Here is a 17276-nt window from a genome sequence, read left to right on the forward strand (position 1 = left end):
CCGGGCCCGGGGCCCGGGTGGGCCAGGGGTGAGTGTGCTCCCACCTCACATCCCCGCGCAGGGGTGGCGGGCGCTCATTACCTCGCGGGCGGCGCGCGCCCCGCGCAGGGCGGTGATGGTGGCCAGGCGCTCCTCGGCGTAGGGCAGGGAGACGGTGCGCAGGTAGTCCACCAGCACGTCCTGGCCCTGCTCCTCCAGGGCGGCGATGAGGCTGCGGATGTCGTCGGGGTGGCGGTTCTGGCTCATCTTGGCCTTGCCCCGCACCCGCTCCGTGTCCACGGACACCACCACAATGGCCCGGGCCATGCGCTCGAGCTTGTCCTGCCCCACCGGCTCCAGGCAGTCCCCGTCACCCATGTGGTGGGTCAGGGCGCTGGCCGCCTGGAGGGCCGCCTGGGGGCTGGCGTCGACGTTGACGGCCCCGCTGACGTGCAGGGTGATGTAGTCCCAGGTGGGGACGTTGGGCTTGACCTTGTTGGTGGCGTACCAGTGCGGGGAGACGTAGGCGTCGGCCTCGTCGAGGATGACCAGGCCCGGGGCGGTGACGGGCGTGCGCGCCTGGGGGTTGTTGCGCACCAGGTGGGTGACCAGGCGCCCGCGCTCCTTGTCCAGGTAGAAGGGCACGAAGGTGGCCTCCGGGCCGAAGTCGTGGACGGTCACGAGGTTACCGGCGCGCGGGTGCTCCAGGAGGGTGCGGGCGTAGTCCTCGGGGAGCTCGAAGTGGCGGGGGACGTACATCAGGGCTGCCTCCTTAGGACGACCTTCTCGCGGACCAGCTGGGCGGTGCGGCTGGCCGACAGCCCGGTGGTGTCCACCATGGCATCGGCCAGGTCGCGGCACAAGGCCTCGCGCTGACGCAGGAGGGTGACGAAGGTCCTATGCACCGGCCCCAGGGCCACCGAGCGCGGGGCGTCGAGGCCGTTACGGCGTGCCAGGGACCGCGCCTGCGCGGTCAGGGCGACCACCGTCCCGCCCCGGGCGCGCAGGGCGTCGAGCGCCCGGAGCACCGCGGGGCTGGTCAGGCAGCCTGAGCCCAGGGCCAGGGCGTCACCGGGGCGCGCGCCCTCCAGGAGCTCGACGGCGGCCCGGGCCTCGGCCTGCCGGTAGACCTCCTCGGCCACGACCACGTGGGCCAGGGCGGGGTCCACCGCGAGCCTGGCGGCGGTGACGGCCTCCAGGTCGCGGCAGCGGGCCCCGGGCGCGACGAGCTCGGCGGCCACGGACCGGCACCCGGCCCCCGGCGGCCCAATGAGGACGAGCGCGCCCCGGATCCCGGAGCCCCGGGGCACGTCCTGGGGCGCCTCCCCGGGCGCCTCTCCGGGCACGTCCTGGGGCGCCTCCCGGTCCCCGGCGCCTCCCCTCCCCCCGCCCCTCCTGGCGCCGGTCGGGGCGGTAAGGTCGCCGGTCGGGTCGCTCACGGCCTGCTCACGGCCTCGTGGGCGGCCCGCAGCAGCTCCTCCCCGGGGGCGTCCAGGCGCACGGGGCGGGCCACGGCGTCAAGCAGGACCAGGCGCAGACGCCCGGAGCGGACCTTCTTATCGCTCATCATGGCGGCGTGGAGCTCCTCCCAGCACCCGGCCCCCTGCGGGAAGGACACCGGCAGGCCCACGGCCACCATGGCCCGGCGGTGCAGGTCCAGGGCGGCGGCGTCCAGGCGGCCCAGGCGGTGGGAGACCTCGGCGGCGTAGACGCAGCCCACGGCCACGGCCTCACCGTGGCGCCACCGGTAGCCGGTGACCTTCTCCACGGCGTGGGCGTAGGTGTGCCCGTAGTTGAGGATCTCCCGCAGCCCGGACTCGGTCAGGTCCCGGCCCACCACGGCCGCCTTGACGGCCACCGCCCGGGCCACGAGCTCGGCCAGGGCCGGCGAGCCCGCGGCCAGGACGTCGGGGTCGGCCAGGACCTGCTCCAGGACGACGGGGTCGGCTATGAGGCCGCACTTGACGACCTCCCCCGCCCCGGCGCGCAGCTCGGGCAGGGGCAGGGTGTCCAGGGTGGCCAGGTCGCACACCACGCCGGCGGGCGGGTGGAAGGCCCCCACGAGGTTCTTGCCCGCGGCGGTGTCGATACCGGTCTTGCCCCCGACGGCGGCGTCGACCATGGCCAGCAGGGTGGTGGGCACCTGGACCACGGGCACGCCCCGCAGCCAGGTGGCCGCGGCCAGGCCCGCCAGGTCCGTGGTCGCCCCCCCGCCCAGGCCGACGACGCAGCCGTCGCGCCCCATGCGGAAGCGGCCCAGGGCCTCCCAGACCTCCTCCAGGACGCCCACGGTCTTGCAGGCCTCCCCGGCGGGGACCTCAATGCGGGTGGCGCGCAGCCCGAGCCCCTCCAGGAGGGCCTCGTGGTGCTCGGCGGCCCCACGCAGCACCGGGGGGTGGACGACGGCCACGCCCCCGGCCCCGCCCCCCCGGGCGCGCGTGACCGCGCAGGTGACCTGGGCGCCCAGGTCGCGGCCAATGAGGACCTCGTAGGGCCGGGCCCCCCCGACCGGGAGGCGCACGGTCTGCCCGCCCCGCAGCCGGTCGAGCTCCCGGGGGTGGTCATCCAGGGTGGGGACGCGGTCGGTCCCGGGCCCGGCGGGCGGCACGGCGGCTGGCCGGGCGGCCGGGCTGGTGGGCGGTCGGGCAGCCGGCCGGGCGACCGGGGACAAGGCGGACGGGCGAGCAGCCGGACGGGCAGGCGGGGACGTGACCGGGGACGGGGTGGCCGGCGCACCCGACGGGGGCCGGAGGGTCCCGGGCCCGGCGGGCGAGGGCCGCGTGCGGCCCGTGGCCACGGCCAGGGCGCTGGCCGCCCGCCCGGGCTCGGCCCCCAGGGTGACCAGGACCAGGGCGGCGACCTGCTCGGGGCTCAGGCCGTCGGTGGGGACCGTGTGGGTGGCCACGGCGGCGTACAGGGGGGCGCGCTGCCGGTAGAGGGTCTCCATGCGCGCCAGGACCCCGGCGGCGGTGTCCTGCGCCCCCTGGCTGGCGGCCTCGGCGGTGTCGGAGTCGGCCCCGGCGCAGCGGCCCGCCATGAGAGGCCGGCCGCTACCGTCACCCACGTGGCGGGCGGCGGTGGCGGGCGCGGCCAGGAGGTAGACGACCGTGCGCCCGGCCAGCAGGGCCCGGTTGGCCGGGCGCAGGACGGCGCCGCCCCCCAGCGCCAGCACGCCCTGGGCGTGCTGAGGGGAGGTCAGGACGGCACGCATGGCCTGCTCCTCGCGGTCCCTGAAGCCCTCCTCCCCCTCGGCGTCAAAGATCTGGGGGATCGTCAGGCGCGCCCGGCGCCGGATCTCGGCGTCGGTGTCAGTGACCTGCACCCCCAGGGCCGTGGCCAGGAGGCGTGCCACCGTGGTCTTCCCGGCCCCGGGCAGGCCCACCAGGACCAGCGGCAGGTGCTCGGCGGCGACGCTCACGCGGGGCTTGCGGTAGGGGTAGCGGCTCATGGTGCTCCTTAGCGGTGGGACCCGGCGGGGGGCGGCTCAGGCGTCCCAGCTGGTGCGCCGGGCGCAGTGCTCCAGGTAGGAGCGCAGGTTGCGGCGGGCCTCGCCCAGGCTGTCCCCGCCGGTCTTGTCCATGAGGGCGTCGGCCAGGACCAGGGCGGTCATGGCCTGCACGATCACCGACCCGGGGACGACGGCGGTGGTGTCGGAGCGCTGGTGGACCGCGGTGGCCGGCCGGCCGGTGGCCAGGTCCACGGTGCGCAGGGCGCGGGGCACGGTGGAGATGGGCTTGTAGGCCACCCGCACGCGCACGTCGGCGCCGTTGGACATGCCGCCCTCGATGCCGCCCGCGTGGTTGGCGGCCCGCTGCACGGTGCCGGGACCCAGGTGGAGGATCTCGTCGTGGGCGACGCTGCCGCGCAGCCCCGCCTGCGCGAAGCCGTCGCCGATCTCCACGCCCTTGACGGCCTGGACGCCCATGAGGGCGGCGGCCAGGCGGGCGTCCAGGCGCCGGTCGGCGGAGGCGTAGGTGCCCAGGCCCACCGGGACGCCGGTGGCGATGACCTCCACGACGCCGCCCAGGGTGTCCCCGTCCTTCCTGGCGGCGTCGATCTGGGCGACCATGGCGGCGCTGGTGGCGGGGTCGGTGCAGCGTACCGGGTCGGCGTCGAGCCTGTCGGTGTCGGCGGGCACGGGGGCCGGGACGTGCGGCGGGAGGGTGACGGTGCCGACCTGGACCACGTGGGAGACCAGGGCGATCCCGGCGACCTGGTCCAGCAGGGCCTCGGCGACGGCGCCCAGGGCCACCCGGGCGGCGGTCTCCCGGGCGGAGGCCCGCTCCAGGACCTCACGGGCGTCGGGCAGGTCGTACTTCAGGACGCCGGCGAGGTCGGCGTGCCCGGGGCGGGGCCTGGTCAGGGGCCGGTTGCGGGCGACCTCGCGCGCCTCCCCCCTGCCGGCGTCGCGGGCCAGGACCGCGGGGTCCACCGGGTCCACGCTCATGACGTCCACCCACTTGGGCCACTCGGAGTTGCCAATGACCATGGCCAGGGGGCTGCCGATGGTGCGCCCGTGACGCAGGCCGGACAGGATGGTCAGCTCGTCGCGCTCAAAGCCCTGGCGGGCCCCCCGGCCGTGCCCCAGGCGCCGTCGGGCCAGGGCGGTGCGCACCGTCTCGGTGGTGAGCGACACGCCCGCGGGCAGTCCCTCCATGACGGCGGTCAGGGCCTGGCCGTGGGACTCCCCGGCAGTCATCCATCGCAGCATGGGACGATCATCCCATACCCGGGGTGCCCGTCACGGCCTAGGCGTCCGGCCCGGCCACGTCGGCGGCCACCTCGGCACCCCGGCCCTCCCCCAGGGCGTGGAGCAGCGCGGCGCGCATGGGCCCCAGCCGGGGGGTCCGTCCGGTCATGAGCTGGACCTGGGGCGCGGCCTGGTGCAGGAGCATGAGCCAGCCCGGGGCCACGACCCCACCCCCGGCCTGCCAGGTGGCGGCCAGGGCCGTGGGCCAGGGGGCGTAGACCACGTCGAGCAGGGCCCCTGGACGCGGTCTGCCGCCCAGGGCCCGCGCCAGGGGGGCACCCAGGGTGTCGGCGGCGTGGGCGGGCAGGGTGGAGACCACCAGGTCGGCCGCCGCCAGCTCGTGGGCCACCGCGGCGTCGGAGGCCGGCTCCCCCGGGGACCAGGTGAGGGTGCGGATCCCCAGGCCCATGCGGTGGGCGGCCGCCGCGGCGCGCCCGGGGCCGGCGTGACGGCGTGCCGCCACCAGGACGTTCGTGGCCCCCAGCTCGGTCAGCGCGGCCAGGGTGGAGGAGGCGGTGGCCCCCGAGCCCAGGACCACGGCCCGCGGGCCGGGGGCGGTCCCCTGGTGGGCCAGGACCTCCCGCAGGGCCCCGACGATCCCGGCGACGTCGGTGTTCACCCCCGTCAGGAGGGCCCGTCCGCCCCCGTGGCGCTGGGCCACCACCGTGTTGACCGCCCCCACGGCCCGGGCCAGCGGATCCACCGCGTCCAGCAGGCCCGTGACCGCCTGCTTGTGGGGCATGGTGACCGACAGGCCCTCCCACACCGGCCCGCCCCGGGCGGGGGCCGCGACCTGGGCCAGCAGGTCGGCCAGCTGGTCGGGGGCGAGGAGGCGGGCCGTGTAGGACCAGGTGCTCAGGCCCAGGTCGGCGTAGGCGGCGCGGTGCAGGACCGGTGACAGGGAGTGGGCCACCGGGGAGCCGATGACGGCGGCCCGGTGCCCGGTGCGGTCGGCCGACGCCCCGGCCGCCTCCTGCCCCCGGCGGGCCTCAGCCGTCACCGTCGGAGTCCTGGCTGGGGGGCGGTGTGCCCTGGCCGCTGCCGCACATGTCCTTGTGGGCCTCGCAGTACTCGTCGAGCTTCTTGCTGTTGGCGACCTGCTCGTCGTAGGTCGCGGCGAACAGGGTCTTGCCGGTGCCCAGGTCCACGGTCACGAAGTACAGCCAGGGGCCCTCCTGCGGGTTGAGGACCGCGCTAATGGCCTTCTCCCCGGGGCTGCCGATCGGGCTGGGGGGCAGGCCGGCGTACACGTGGGTGTTGTAGGCGTTGGAGGGGTCCTCGATCTCCGCCTTGGTGGGGATGCCCCCGGTGCGTCCCAGCCCGTACAGGGTGGTGGAGTCCATCTGCAGCTTGCCCATGGTCTCCCCCCCGGTGTCGGCCAGGCGGTTCTCGATCACCCGGGCGACCTGGCTGTAGTAGTCGGAGGAGGAGACCTCCCGCTCCACGATGGAGGCCTTGGTGAGCACCGTCTGGTAGGACTCCGCCGGGACGTGGAGGGCGTTGAGGCGTGACACCGTGGTGGAGACCATGGACTTGACCAGCTCGGTGGCGGTGGCGTCCGCGGTGACGTCGTAGGTGGAGGGGGCCAGCCAGCCCTCCACGTTGCCGCCCGCCACGGCAGGCAGGCCAATGGCCGCGGTGTCGGCGAAGGCCTCCTCCACCTGGGCGTCGGTGAAGCCGCCCACCCGCATGAGGCTCTCCTTGACCTGGCGCTTGGTGGCCCCCTCGGTGACGGTCAGGGTGTGGTCCTTGCGCGAGGCGGGGTCGAGCAGGCTCGCCACCGCGTAGGCCGCGGACATGCCCCTCCTGAGCGTGTAGGTGCCCGACTGGATCCCGGAGGCGTTGGAGTTGGCGTTGTAGGCCTTGACGAAGGCGCCGACCGAGGCGACCACCCCGGCCTCCTTGAGGATACTGCCGATCTGGCTGCCCCCGGCCCCGGCGGGGAGGGTGACGACCACCTTGTCGGCGCTGTCGCCCGCGCCCTCGTAGTCGCTCATGTCCTCCTGGGGGATGGTGTCGTGCAGGAAGTTGAAGGCCTGGTACCCGGCCACGCTGACCACGCTCAGGACGAGGACCAGCACCATGACGCTGACCAGGCGACGGCGCAGGCGCTTCTTGCGCCGGGCCCGCTCCTGGGCCTGGCGCTGCTCCCGCAGGCGGCGCGTGCGGGCCCCCTCGACCCGCGTCCTGGGGCGGGGCGGCGGCTCGGAGGCGAACAGGTCCGAGGCGGGGTCCTCGGCGACCTCCCGGCCGGTGGCGGCCTCGGCCTCCTGACGCTCCTGAAGACGCCGGGCCCGCCGGCTGGTAGCGGGCCGGTCCCCCGCCGGGGGCAGGCCCGAGGCGGGGGTGCCGGTGGTCTCCTGGCCGGTGGCGGCCTCCTGCTCCTGACGCTCCTGAAGACGCCGGGCCCGCCGGCCGGTGGCGGGCCGGTCCCCCGCCGGGGCAGGGGCCGGGCTGGCGGGGGTGCGCGGCGGGCGCTGCTCCCCCACCGGGGTGGAGGGCTCGTCGGTGTGGTGGGTACGCCGCTGGTGGCGGTCCCCCGCCGGGGCGGAGGACCTCCCGGAGGCGCGACGACCGGAGACCTCCTCGTGATGTTGATCACGACGGCGTTCTGCGCGGCTCCGTCGCCGTCGCTTCACGTCCTGGCCATGCGGGTTCACGATCTCGTTGAAGAAATCGTCGTTGCTCACGGTCTGACTCCCGGGGTCGGCGGGACAAGCTCACCGGTGGGTGCGCCTGTGTTTCTCTCAGCCTCAAGGGCCTGGTTCAGGATGACGACAGCGGCCGCCTGGTCGACGACCTGGCGGAAGCTCCTCTCGTGACGACCCGACTCGTGCAGGACCTGGTGGGCGGTGACGGTCGAGAGCCGCTCGTCTACCAGCCGTACGGGAACGGGGGGGATGAGACCAGCTAGTCTACGCGCCCAGCGCCTGGCGTCCTTGGTGGAGGAGGTGCTGCGTCCCCGCAGGCTCACGGGCAGGCCCACGACCACCTCGACGGCGGCGTACTGGGCGACGATGTCCGCCGCCTCCTCCAGGTCCGCGCCGTAGCGGTCGCGCCTGAGGGTCAGGACGGGCACGGCCAGTATCGCCTCGGCGTCGCAGCGTGCCACGCCAATGCGTACCCTGCCCACGTCGAAGGCGATCCTGACCCCCCTGCGCATACCGGCCCCTCAGGCCCCGAGCTCGTGGGCCACCGCCTCCAGGGCCGCGTCCAGCGCCCCGGCGTCCTGGCCGCCGCCCTGGGCGACGTCGTCCTTGCCGCCGCCGCCACCGCCCAGGACCCTGGCGGCCACCCGCACCAGCGCCCCGGCCCGCTGCCCCTGGTCCCGGGCCGCCTGGTTGGTGGCGACCACCACCAGCGGCCGCCCGCCGGCCAGGCCGGCCACCACCACGACGGCGGGCTCGGAGCTGCCCATGCGGCCGCGGGCGTCCAGGGCCAGGGAGCGCAGGGCGTCGGCGGAGCCGACCTGGCCGACCGCCAGGGAGGCCAGGCGCACCCCGCCCACATCGCGGGCGGCGGCCACGACCTCGTCGGCCCGGGCGGCCAGGGCGGCCTGCTCGGCGGCCGCGAGCTTCTTCTCGGCCTCCTTCAGGCGGCCCATGAGCGCGGCCACGCGGTCCGGCAGCTCCTCGGCGCGCCCCCCCACCAGGGCGGAGAGCTGGGAGACCAGGGCGTGCTCCCTGGCCTGGAAGCCGTAGGCGCCGTCCCCGACCAGGGCGTCAATGCGCCGCACGCCCGAGCCGATGGAGGACTCCCCCACCACGGTGACACGCCCGATACGGCCGGTGGTGGGCACGTGGGTGCCGGCGCACAGCTCCTTGGACCAGTCCCCCCCGATGGAGACCACCCGGACCCGCCTGCCGTACTTCTCACCGAACAGGGCCATGGCGCCGGTGGCGCGGGCGGCGTCGATGTCCATGACCTCGTCGGTGACCGGCAGGTCCTCGGCGAGCTTGGCGTTGACCAGCTCCTCAATGCCCTCGACCTGGTCGGCGGCCAGGGCGGAGCCGTGGCGGAAGTCGAAGCGCAGGCGGGAGGGGGAGTTCTCCGACCCGGCCTGGGTGGCGGTGGAGGAGACGACCTCGTGGAGGGCCTTGTGGACCATGTGGGTGGAGGTGTGGGCGCGGGCGATCGCCAGGCGGCGGGCGGTGTCGATCTGCGCCCAGGCGCGCTCCCCCACGGTGAGGGTGCCCTCGGTGAGGCGCCCGCGGTGGACGGTCAGGCCCTTGACGGGGGCCTGGACGTCGTCGACCTCGACCGTGCCCCCCTCGGCCAGGCGGATGACGCCCTGGTCGGCGAGCTGGCCGCCCATCTCGGCCCAGAAGGGGGTGCGGTCCAGGACGACCTCGACGTGGGCGGGGGCGGTGGCGGCGGGCTGGGGGACGCCGTCCACCAGGAGGCCCGCGACGGTGGCCTCGGCGCTGGAGTCGGTGTAGCCCAGGAAGACCGAGCCCCCGTCGAGCTCCTTGACCAGGTCCTGGAAGACGCGGATGTCGGCGTGACCGGCCTTCTTGGCCCGGGCGTCGGCGCGGGCCCGCTCCCTCTGCTCGTCCATGAGCGTGCGGAAGGCGGCCTCGTCCACGGCCACGCCCTGCTCGGCGGCCATCTCCAGGGTCAGGTCGATGGGGAAGCCGTAGGTGTCGTGCAGCTCGAAGGCGGAGCGCCCTGACAGCAGGGGCCTGCCAGCGCCCTCCTCCTTGGCCCGGGCCACGGCCGTGTCCAGGATGGTGGTGCCCGCGGCCAGGGTGCGTCGGAAGGCCTCCTCCTCGCCGAAGGCGACGTCGGAGATGGCCGACCAGTTCTCCTCCAGCTCGGGGTAGGAGGCCTTCATGGCGTCCCTGGAGGCCGTCAGCAGGGTGGGCAGGGCGGCCTCCTCCACGCCCAGCAGGCGCATGGAGCGCACGGCGCGGCGGATGAGGCGGCGCAGCACGTAGCCGCGCCCGTCGTTGCCGGGGCGCACGCCGTCGGAAATGAGCATGAGGGCGGAGCGCACGTGGTCGGCGACCACGCGCATGCGCACGTCGTCCAGGTAGGCGTCGCCGGCCTCGGGGCCGGCCCCGAGGCCGTAGGTCCGCCCGCTCATGGCCTGGGCGGCGGCGATGACGGGGTAGACCTCGTCAATCTCGTACATATTGGGCTTGTCCTGCATGACGAAGGCGAGGCGCTCCAGGCCCGCGCCGGTGTCGACGGCGGTCCGGTCGAGCCTGCCCACGAGCTCGAAGTCGTGGCCCCGGCCCTCACCGCGCACGAACTCGTCGAAGACGAGGTTCCATATCTCCAGGAAGCGGTCGCCCTGGGCGTCGGCGGCGGGGCCGCCGTCGGGGCCGTAGGCGGGCCCGCGGTCGTAGTGGATCTCGCAGCAGGCCCCGGCCGGGCCGGGCTGGCCGGTGGACCAGGAGATCTCGGCGAAGGGCAGCTTCTGGACGTGCTCGGCCGGCACGCCGACCACCCGGGTCCAGTGGTCGTAGGAGACCTGGTCCTCCTCCCAGATCGTCATCCACAGCCGGTCCCCGTCCAGGCCGTACCCGCCCTCGTCCCGGCTGCCGGTCAGCAGGTCCCAGGCGTAGTCGATCGCCCCCTCCTTGAAGTAGTCCCCGAAGGAGAAGTTGCCGTTCATCTGGAAGAACGTGCCGTGCCGGGTGGTCTTCCCCACATTGTCGATGTCGTTGGTGCGGATGCACTTCTGCACGCTGGCGGCCCGGGGCCAGGGGGCGGGCTCGGCCCCCAGGATGTAGGGGATAAAGGGCACCATGCCGGCGACCGTGAAGAGGATCGAGGGCTCGGGGGAGATGAGCGAGACCGAGGGCCGCACCTCGTGGTCGTGCGCGGCGAAGTAGTCCAGCCAGCGTGAGCGGATCTCGGAGGTTCGCATGCTCGTCCTGTTCGTGGGTGGGGACCCGGTCCGGGGCCGGGTGCGGTGGTGACTGGTTGATCAGGCCGGGGTGAGCGTACCCCGGAACGCCGGGCGCCCCGAACCGACAGAGGTCCGGGGCGCTCCGGGCGCTGGGCACGAGGCGCTCAGCGGGAGTAGTACTCGACGACCATCTGCACGTCGCAGATCACGGGGACCTCCTCGCGCCTGGGGCGGCGCACCAGGGTGGCGGAGAGCTTCTCCAGCTCGACCGTGAGGTAGTCCGGCACCGGAGGCAGGACGTCACGGTGGGCGCCGGCGGCAGCCACCTGGAAGGGGACCATGACCTGGGAGCGGGGGCGGACCTGGATGGTCTGGCCGGGGCGCACCCGGAAGGAGGGGCGGTCCACGACCTTGCCGTCCACCATAATGTGGCGGTGGACCACGTCCTGGCGGGCCTGGGCGATGGTGCGGGCGAACCCGGAGCGCAGGACCAGGGCGTCCAGGCGCATCTCCAGCAGCTCGACCAGGGACTCACCGGTCAGCCCCTTCTCCCGACGGGCCTCCTTGAAGACGCGCTGGAGCTGGGCCTCGCGGATGCCGTACTGGGCGCGCAGACGCTGCTTCTCCTTGAGGCGGACGGCGTAGTCGGACTCGGCCCGGCGGCGGGCCCGGCCGTGCTCACCGGGGCCGTAGGGGCGGCGCTCGAAGTACTTCACGGCCTTGGGGGTCAGCGGGATGCCCAGGGCGCGGGAGAGGCGCACCTGACGGCGGGAGCGGGAGGAGCTCATGGTTCTCTTTCCTGTCGGAGGGTGCTCGCGCGCCGGCGTCTGCCGGCGCGGGGTCAGCCGCGAACGGGCCGGGACCCCAGGAGCACCCGGGCGGACTGGGCCCGGGTAACCCGAGCACTCTAGCCCGAGCGGAGGATGGCGCGCACGCTGGCGACCCGGCGTGTGAGGCGGTCCTCAAAGCCGTTGGTGGTGGGGTGGTAGTACTCGGTACCGGCCAGGTCCTCGGGCAGGTAGCGCTGGGGCGCCACGTGGTGGGGGTAGTCGTGGGCGTAGCGGTACCCCGTCCCGTGCCCTATCTCCTGGGCCCCGGCGTAGTGGGCGTCACGCAGGTGCGCGGGCACCGTCCCGCCCCTGCCGGCCCGCACGTCCGCCAGGGCCTCCAGTATGCCCGTGGTCACCGCGTTGGACTTGGGGGCGGTGGCCACGGCCAGGGCGGCCTCGGCCAGGACCAGCTGGGACTCGGGCATACCGATCAGGGCCACGGCCTGCTGGGCGGCGACGGCGGTGGCCAGCACGGTGGGGTCGGCCAGTCCCACGTCCTCGGCGGCCTGGATGACAATGCGTCGGGCGATAAAGCGCGGGTCCTCCCCCGCGGCGACCATGCGGGCCAGGTAGTGCAGGGTGGCGTCGGGGTCGGAGCCCCGCATGGACTTGATAAAGGCGCTGGCCACGTCATAGTGCTGGTCACCGGCACGGTCGTAGCGCACGGCGGCCACGTCCACGGCGGCCTCGACGTCCTGCACCGTGATGACGCCCGCCTGCGCGCCCTCCTGGGCCCCGGGCCCGTCCTCCCCCGGTCCCGCGGCCCTGCCGGGTGCCCCGGCGCGGGCCTCCAGCACGCTGGCGGCGGCGGCCTCCAGGACGGTCAGCGCCTTGCGGGCGTCCGACCCGGCCAGGCGCACCACCTGGTCACGGGCCTGGTCGCTTAAGGCCACCGAGCCGCCCAGGCCCCGCTCGTCGGCCACCGCGCGCTCCAGGAGCCGGGCGACGTCGTCGGGCCCGAGCGGGTGGAGGGTCAGCAGCAGGGAGCGGCTCAGCAGGGGGGAGACCACGGAGAAGGCGGGGTTCTCGGTGGTGGCCGCGATGAGCGTGACCCAGCGGTTCTCCACGCTGGGCAGCAGGGCGTCCTGCTGGGAGCGGGAGAAGCGGTGGACCTCGTCAATGAACAGGACCGTCTCCTGGCCGCCGGCGGCCAGACGGTGCCTGGCGTCGCCGACGACGGCGCGCACGTCCTTGACGCCCGCGGTCACGGCCGAGAGCTCCACGAAGCGTCGGCCGCTGCCACGCGCCACCAGGTAGGCCAGCGTGGTCTTCCCGGTGCCGGGAGGCCCCCACAGGACCACCGAGGACACCCCGGCCCCGCCCCGGCCGCTGAGGACGGGGGCCTCCACCAGGCGGCGCAGCGGGGAGCCGGGGGCCAGCAGGTGGTCCTGCCCCAGGACCTCCTCCAGGCTGCGCGGCCTCATGCGCACGGCCAGCGGGGCGTGGGTGTCCACGGGCAGGCCGGCCTCGTCCGTCCCGACGGCGTCAAACAGGTCCATGGCCCGACCCTAGCGCGAGGCGGCGACACCGGCGCCGCCCCCTCCGTCCCCGGGATAAGGCCGCGGTAAGGAGCAGTGCGACACACGTGGGACAATGGCTGCATGCTGCAGTGGCTCGCTCGACATGTCATTAAGGACGCCTGGATCGTGGTGGGGGCCTGGGCCGCCGTCGCCCTGGTGTGCCTCCTTCTAGCCGGCACGGGGCTGGGCGGCAGGAACCTGTTCGAGCGCCTGAGCCCCGGCGACGCCGCCGTGGAGGGCACACAGAGCGCCCAGGGGCAGCAGGTCCTGGACACCCTGTCGGGTGACGGCACGACGGTGAACCTGCTCATTACCGGGGTGGACATCTCCACCCCCGCCCAGCGGGAGGCGGTGAGCGCCGCCCTGGCCGACGCCCACAAGGACCTGCGCACCATGGTCGGTGACGGGAACGTCCTGGATCCCTTCGTGGTCCCCGGGGGCCTGTCGGAGGCGGCCGCCCAGGTGCTGGCCGCCAAGGACCTGGACGGCTTCCTCATGATCGTGACCGTGGACCCCAACGGCTCCACCGTGCTGTCCAGGAAGGACCGGGGCTACCAGGGCTACATCAAGCAGCGTGACGCCCTCGTCTCCCGGGTGGAGGCCCGCCTGGCCCAGGTACCCGACAGCCTCACCGACGTGGACGCGCGGGCAGCGGGCATTGTCTCGGACCACCGGCTGACGGACGCCGCCGTCAACGACCAGGTGGAGCGTGACCTCCTGCACGGCGAGGCCGTCTCCCTGCCGCTGGCCCTGCTGGTCATGGTGCTGGTCTTCGGCGGCTTCCTGGCGGCGGGGATGCCCCTGATCGGGGCCCTGGCCTCGATCGCCTCGACCCTGGGGGTCCTGTGGGCGCTCAGCCTGGGGACGGACCTGCAGTCCTTCGTGGTCAATATCGTCAGCGTCATCGGCCTGGGGCTGTCCATCGACTACGGCCTGCTCATTACCTCCCGCTACCGGGAGGAGCTGGCCCGGGCCCACGCGGAGTCCCAGATGGCGCCCAGGGGCCAGGGGCGCAGGCAGCGGGCGGGGCGACGCGACCCGGTCATTGTGGACTGCATGACCACGACCCTGCGGACCGCCGGGCGCACCGTCCTCTTCTCCGCCCTGACCGTGGCCGTCTCCATGCTGGGGCTGCTGGTCATGGGGACCTCGATCCTGTACAACATCGGCCTGGCCGGCCTGGCGGTGGTCCTGCTGTCCGTGGCGGCGGCCCTGACCCTGGTGCCCGCCGTCCTGGTCATCTTCGGCCGCCGGATGGTGGGCCCCTCGGTCCTCCAGCGCGTCCCGGGGCTGGGCGCCCTCCAGCGTCGGCTCGGTGACGTCACCAGCCACGACGGCGTCTTCGCGGCCCTGGCACGGCGGGTCCACGCCCGCCCGTGGTACGTCCTGGCCGGGTGCCTGACCTTCCTGGTGGTCCTGTGCCTGCCCCTGGGCGGGCTCCACCTGCTGTCCTCCACCACCGAGCTCCTGCCCGAGGACTCCAGCCAGCGTGAGTACCTTGAGGAGCTGTCGAGGAACTACCCCTCGGCCGCCCAGCAGGACGCGACCCTCATTATGGCGGGCACGGGCGAGTCGGTCACCACCTTTATCAACACCGAGGTCGCCACCGCCCCCGGGGTGACCTCGGTGCTGCGCTCGGCCACGGCCGGGCAATACACGGTGGTCTACCTGGATCTGGAGGGGGATCCCTCCTCCCGGACGGCGGAGGCGGCGGTCAGCGCCCTGCGGGCCCTGACCCCCCCCTACCAGACGTGGGTGACCGGCCAGGCGGCCACCCAGCTGGACTTCCGCGAGACGATCTTCTCAGGGCTGCCCTGGGCGCTGGGCCTGATCGTGGTGTCCACCTTCGTCCTGCTGTTCCTCATGACCGGCTCGGTGCTGGTCCCCCTCAAGGCCCTGGTGGTCAACGCCCTGTCCCTGGCCGCCTCCCTGGGGGTGCTGGCGTGGATCTTCCAGGGCGGGCACGGGGCCCGGCTCCTGGGCTTCACGCCGATGGGCGGGGTGGAGACCTACGTCCTGGTCACCGCCCTGGGGGTGGGCTTCGGCCTGGCCATGGACTACGAGGTCTTCCTGCTGGCCCGGGTCAAGGAGTACTGGGACGAGGGCGAGGGCAACGACGCCGCCGTGGAGAAGGGCCTCCAGCGCTCGGGACGGGTCGTCACCAGCGCGGCCCTCATTATGGTGACGGTGTTCCTGGGCTTTGTCACCGGCGACATGCTGGTCATTAAGGAGCTGGGGGTCGCCATGGCCGTCATTGTGGCCCTGGATGCCACGGTGGTGCGCATGCTCCTGGTCCCGGCGACCATGACCCTGCTGGGCCACTGGAACTGGTGGGCGCCGGCGCGCCTGACCAGTCTCTACGAGAGGTACGGGATCCGGGAATAGCCCCCACCCGGGCAGACGGCGAAGGCCCCGGGCGGCGTCGGGGGCCGGTCCGTCCCGTCCCGCTCGGGCCGGGACGGGACGGCGTGGGCCGCTCAGATGACGGAGGTGTCCCCCGCCCCGGCCCGCAGGATCTCGGGGGCGTCCTCGGTGAGGTCGATGACGGTGGTGGGCTCGGTGGAGCCGACGGGCCCCTCGATGACCACGTCAATGAGGTGTCCCAGCGCCTCCTCGATCTCCCACCCGCTGGACTCGGGCTCGGTGTTGCCCGGGCGGATAAAGGTCGAGGACAGCACCGGGGCGCCGAACTCGGTCACCAGGGCCTGGGTGATGGCGTGGTCGGGGATCCGCAGGCCCAGGGTGTGCCGCTTGGGGTTGAGGGTCATACGGGGCACCTCCTTGGTGCCCTTGAGGATGAAGGTGTAGGGGCCCGGCGTCAGGCGCTTAATGAGGCGGAAGGCGTTGTTGCCCACGATGGCCAGGGAGCCGGCCTGGGCGAAGCTGGCGCAGACGAAGGTGAAGTTGTGCTTGCTGTCGAGCTGGCGGATGGCCCGGATCCGGTCCAGCCCCTCCTTGTTCGCCGGAGCGCAGGCCAGGGCGTAGCCAGAGTCTGTGGGGTAGGCGATGAGCCCGCCGTCACGCAGGGTGTCTACCACCTTGCTGACGAGGCGGGCCTGGGGGTTGAGGGGATGGATCTCGATGTAGCGTGACATGCTCGTATTGTGCCCTGACGCCCTGCGTCCGTCGGTCCGACGCACTGGCGGGGGCCGCCTCAGTCCCCGAGCGCGGCGACGGCGCCCGCGGCGGACGCGACGGCCTCGTCGAGCCAGTCGGGGACCTGGCCGCCGACGTAGGGACGCACCATGCCGTAGGGGCACACCCGTGTGGCCGTGTACAGCAGCGCCTCCCGGCGGGGGTCGAGGGCCCCGTAGCGGCGGCGCGCCAGATCCCGGGTCGCGGCATCGACCTCGTCATTGAGGGTGGCGACATCCTGGCGCAGGCCCACCGGGGCGTCCCTCAGCAGCTCGGCGCGGTGGTAGAGGGTCATGCCGTAGGCGTCGACGGGGTTCTCCCGGCAGAAGCGGGGGATGTGGACGGCGGCGGACACGACGGCGTCGGCGGCGGGCTCTGAGCGGCAGGCCTTAAGGAAGCCCGCGTGGAAGCGGCGCACGCAGCGCAGCCACAGCCTGATGAGCAGCTCCTCACGGGAGGTAAAGCGGTAGTAGATCGACCCCGTGGGCGCCCCGGCGGTCCGGGCGACCTGCATCACCGTGACATTGTGCCCGTGCTCCAGGAGCGCCTGGGCGGCGGCGTCGAGGAGACCGTCCGTGCTGAACCGTGCCGGTCTTGCCATGGTGGAAGCCTAGCGGTAGCGTGTGGCCATGGGTTTTAGAATCAGTAATCTATTTACTGGGGCGCTCCCCCGCCCGCCCTGGGCCAGGGCCGCCTGCTGGGCCTGCCTGGGGTGCGCCCTGCCCTCGGCGTGCTGGCGGGTGGCCATGATGGCCGGGGCGGACGTGGGCTTCAGGGACGCCTACCGCTATCGGGACAGCGCGGGCGGGACCGTCTACGTCCTCGCCCTGGAGGTCGTCCAGGTCGGCGCCGCCGTGGCGTGCGTGGGGCTGTGCCGGCCGTGGGGGGAGGTGGTCCCCCGCTGGGTGCCCGGCCTGGGCGGCAGGAGGATCCCCCGCCGCCTGCCCCTGGTGCTGGGAGGGGGCGGCGACGCCCTGCTCTACCTCGTCGTCTACTCGGTCGCGTTCCGCTTTGCCAGGGCGGCCCTGAGCGACCCGCCGGGCTGGACCCCCGCCCAGGGCATGAGCCCGGGCCAGACCTGGGTCCTGGCCCTGGCTTACGCCCCCATGCTGCTGTGGCCAGCGGCCCTGACGGTGGCGCTGGTGGGCTACCGGCGCGGGCGGGCGTGACCAAGACCGCCCGAGGGGGGCCGGGACCGCCTTGAC

General features: G+C 74.2%; 14 protein-coding genes. 2 read left to right on the plus strand and 12 right to left on the minus strand.

Features of this window, described 5'->3' with window-relative positions; translation table 11 throughout:
• Nucleotides 1-45 precede the first annotated feature (45 nt).
• From C3V41_RS03610 to C3V41_RS03655, 10 genes are all read right to left on the minus strand, one after another.
• The gene (locus tag C3V41_RS03610; protein ID WP_106109140.1) at nt 46-738 is read right to left on the minus strand and encodes an FMN-binding negative transcriptional regulator; all 693 of its coding nucleotides are present in this window, start codon (nt 736-738) and stop codon (nt 46-48) included.
• Nucleotides 738-1418 (minus strand): shikimate kinase, encoded by a 681-nt coding sequence (locus C3V41_RS03615; protein WP_254423664.1) that lies wholly within the window; start codon nt 1416-1418, stop codon nt 738-740. The genes C3V41_RS03610 and C3V41_RS03615 overlap by 1 nt, the downstream gene beginning before the upstream one ends.
• Entirely contained in the window at nt 1415-3427 is a 2013-nt protein-coding gene (gene aroB / locus C3V41_RS03620) for a 3-dehydroquinate synthase (protein ID WP_106109141.1), read from the minus strand. Before aroB ends, C3V41_RS03615 begins: the two co-directional genes overlap by 4 nt.
• A gap of 36 nt (nt 3428-3463) precedes the next feature.
• Nucleotides 3464-4690 carry a chorismate synthase gene (gene aroC, locus C3V41_RS03625; RefSeq protein WP_106109142.1) on the minus strand — a complete coding sequence of 409 codons (1227 nt, stop codon included), beginning with the start codon at nt 4688-4690 and terminating at the stop codon, nt 3464-3466.
• A gap of 37 nt (nt 4691-4727) precedes the next feature.
• Nucleotides 4728-5729 carry a shikimate dehydrogenase gene (locus tag C3V41_RS03630; protein ID WP_106109143.1) on the minus strand — a complete coding sequence of 334 codons (1002 nt, stop codon included), beginning with the start codon at nt 5727-5729 and terminating at the stop codon, nt 4728-4730.
• Nucleotides 5719-7419, minus strand: a complete 1701-nt coding sequence (gene mltG, locus C3V41_RS13540; RefSeq protein WP_254423665.1) for an endolytic transglycosylase MltG — start codon at nt 7417-7419, stop codon at nt 5719-5721. Before mltG ends, C3V41_RS03630 begins: the two co-directional genes overlap by 11 nt.
• Nucleotides 7416-7892, minus strand: coding sequence for a Holliday junction resolvase RuvX (gene ruvX, locus C3V41_RS03640; RefSeq protein ID WP_106109144.1), 477 nt, complete (start codon nt 7890-7892; stop codon nt 7416-7418). The genes mltG and ruvX overlap by 4 nt, the downstream gene beginning before the upstream one ends.
• 9 nt (nt 7893-7901) lie before the next feature.
• A complete protein-coding gene (gene alaS / locus C3V41_RS03645) occupies nt 7902-10604 on the minus strand; it encodes an alanine--tRNA ligase (protein ID WP_106109145.1) in 2703 nt (900 codons plus the stop codon).
• Between the two features lie 146 nt (nt 10605-10750).
• Entirely contained in the window at nt 10751-11374 is a 624-nt protein-coding gene (rpsD, locus tag C3V41_RS03650; RefSeq protein WP_106109146.1) for a 30S ribosomal protein S4, read from the minus strand.
• 119 nt (nt 11375-11493) lie between these two features.
• Nucleotides 11494-12915, minus strand: a complete 1422-nt coding sequence (locus tag C3V41_RS03655; RefSeq protein ID WP_106109147.1) for a replication-associated recombination protein A — start codon at nt 12913-12915, stop codon at nt 11494-11496.
• A gap of 102 nt (nt 12916-13017) precedes the next feature.
• On the opposite strand from C3V41_RS03655, the gene C3V41_RS03660 reads away from it, so the two are divergent.
• The gene (locus C3V41_RS03660; protein ID WP_106109148.1) at nt 13018-15321 is read left to right on the plus strand and encodes an MMPL family transporter; all 2304 of its coding nucleotides are present in this window, start codon (nt 13018-13020) and stop codon (nt 15319-15321) included.
• A gap of 92 nt (nt 15322-15413) precedes the next feature.
• Here C3V41_RS03660 and C3V41_RS03665 read toward each other — a convergent pair whose 3' ends face one another.
• Entirely contained in the window at nt 15414-16031 is a 618-nt protein-coding gene (locus C3V41_RS03665) for an L-threonylcarbamoyladenylate synthase (protein WP_106109149.1), read from the minus strand.
• A gap of 59 nt (nt 16032-16090) precedes the next feature.
• Nucleotides 16091-16672, minus strand: coding sequence for a TetR/AcrR family transcriptional regulator (locus tag C3V41_RS03670; RefSeq protein WP_106109150.1), 582 nt, complete (start codon nt 16670-16672; stop codon nt 16091-16093).
• Nucleotides 16673-16700: 28 nt separating this feature from the next.
• Here C3V41_RS03670 and C3V41_RS03675 point away from each other — a divergent pair, with 28 nt between their 5' ends.
• Nucleotides 16701-17240 (plus strand): hypothetical protein, encoded by a 540-nt coding sequence (locus C3V41_RS03675; RefSeq protein ID WP_254423666.1) that lies wholly within the window; start codon nt 16701-16703, stop codon nt 17238-17240.
• The last annotated feature ends 36 nt before the right edge of the window (nt 17241-17276 follow it).

It is taken from the genome of Actinomyces sp. oral taxon 897, assembly GCF_002999235.1.
Taxonomy (GTDB): Bacteria; Actinomycetota; Actinomycetes; order Actinomycetales; family Actinomycetaceae; genus Actinomyces.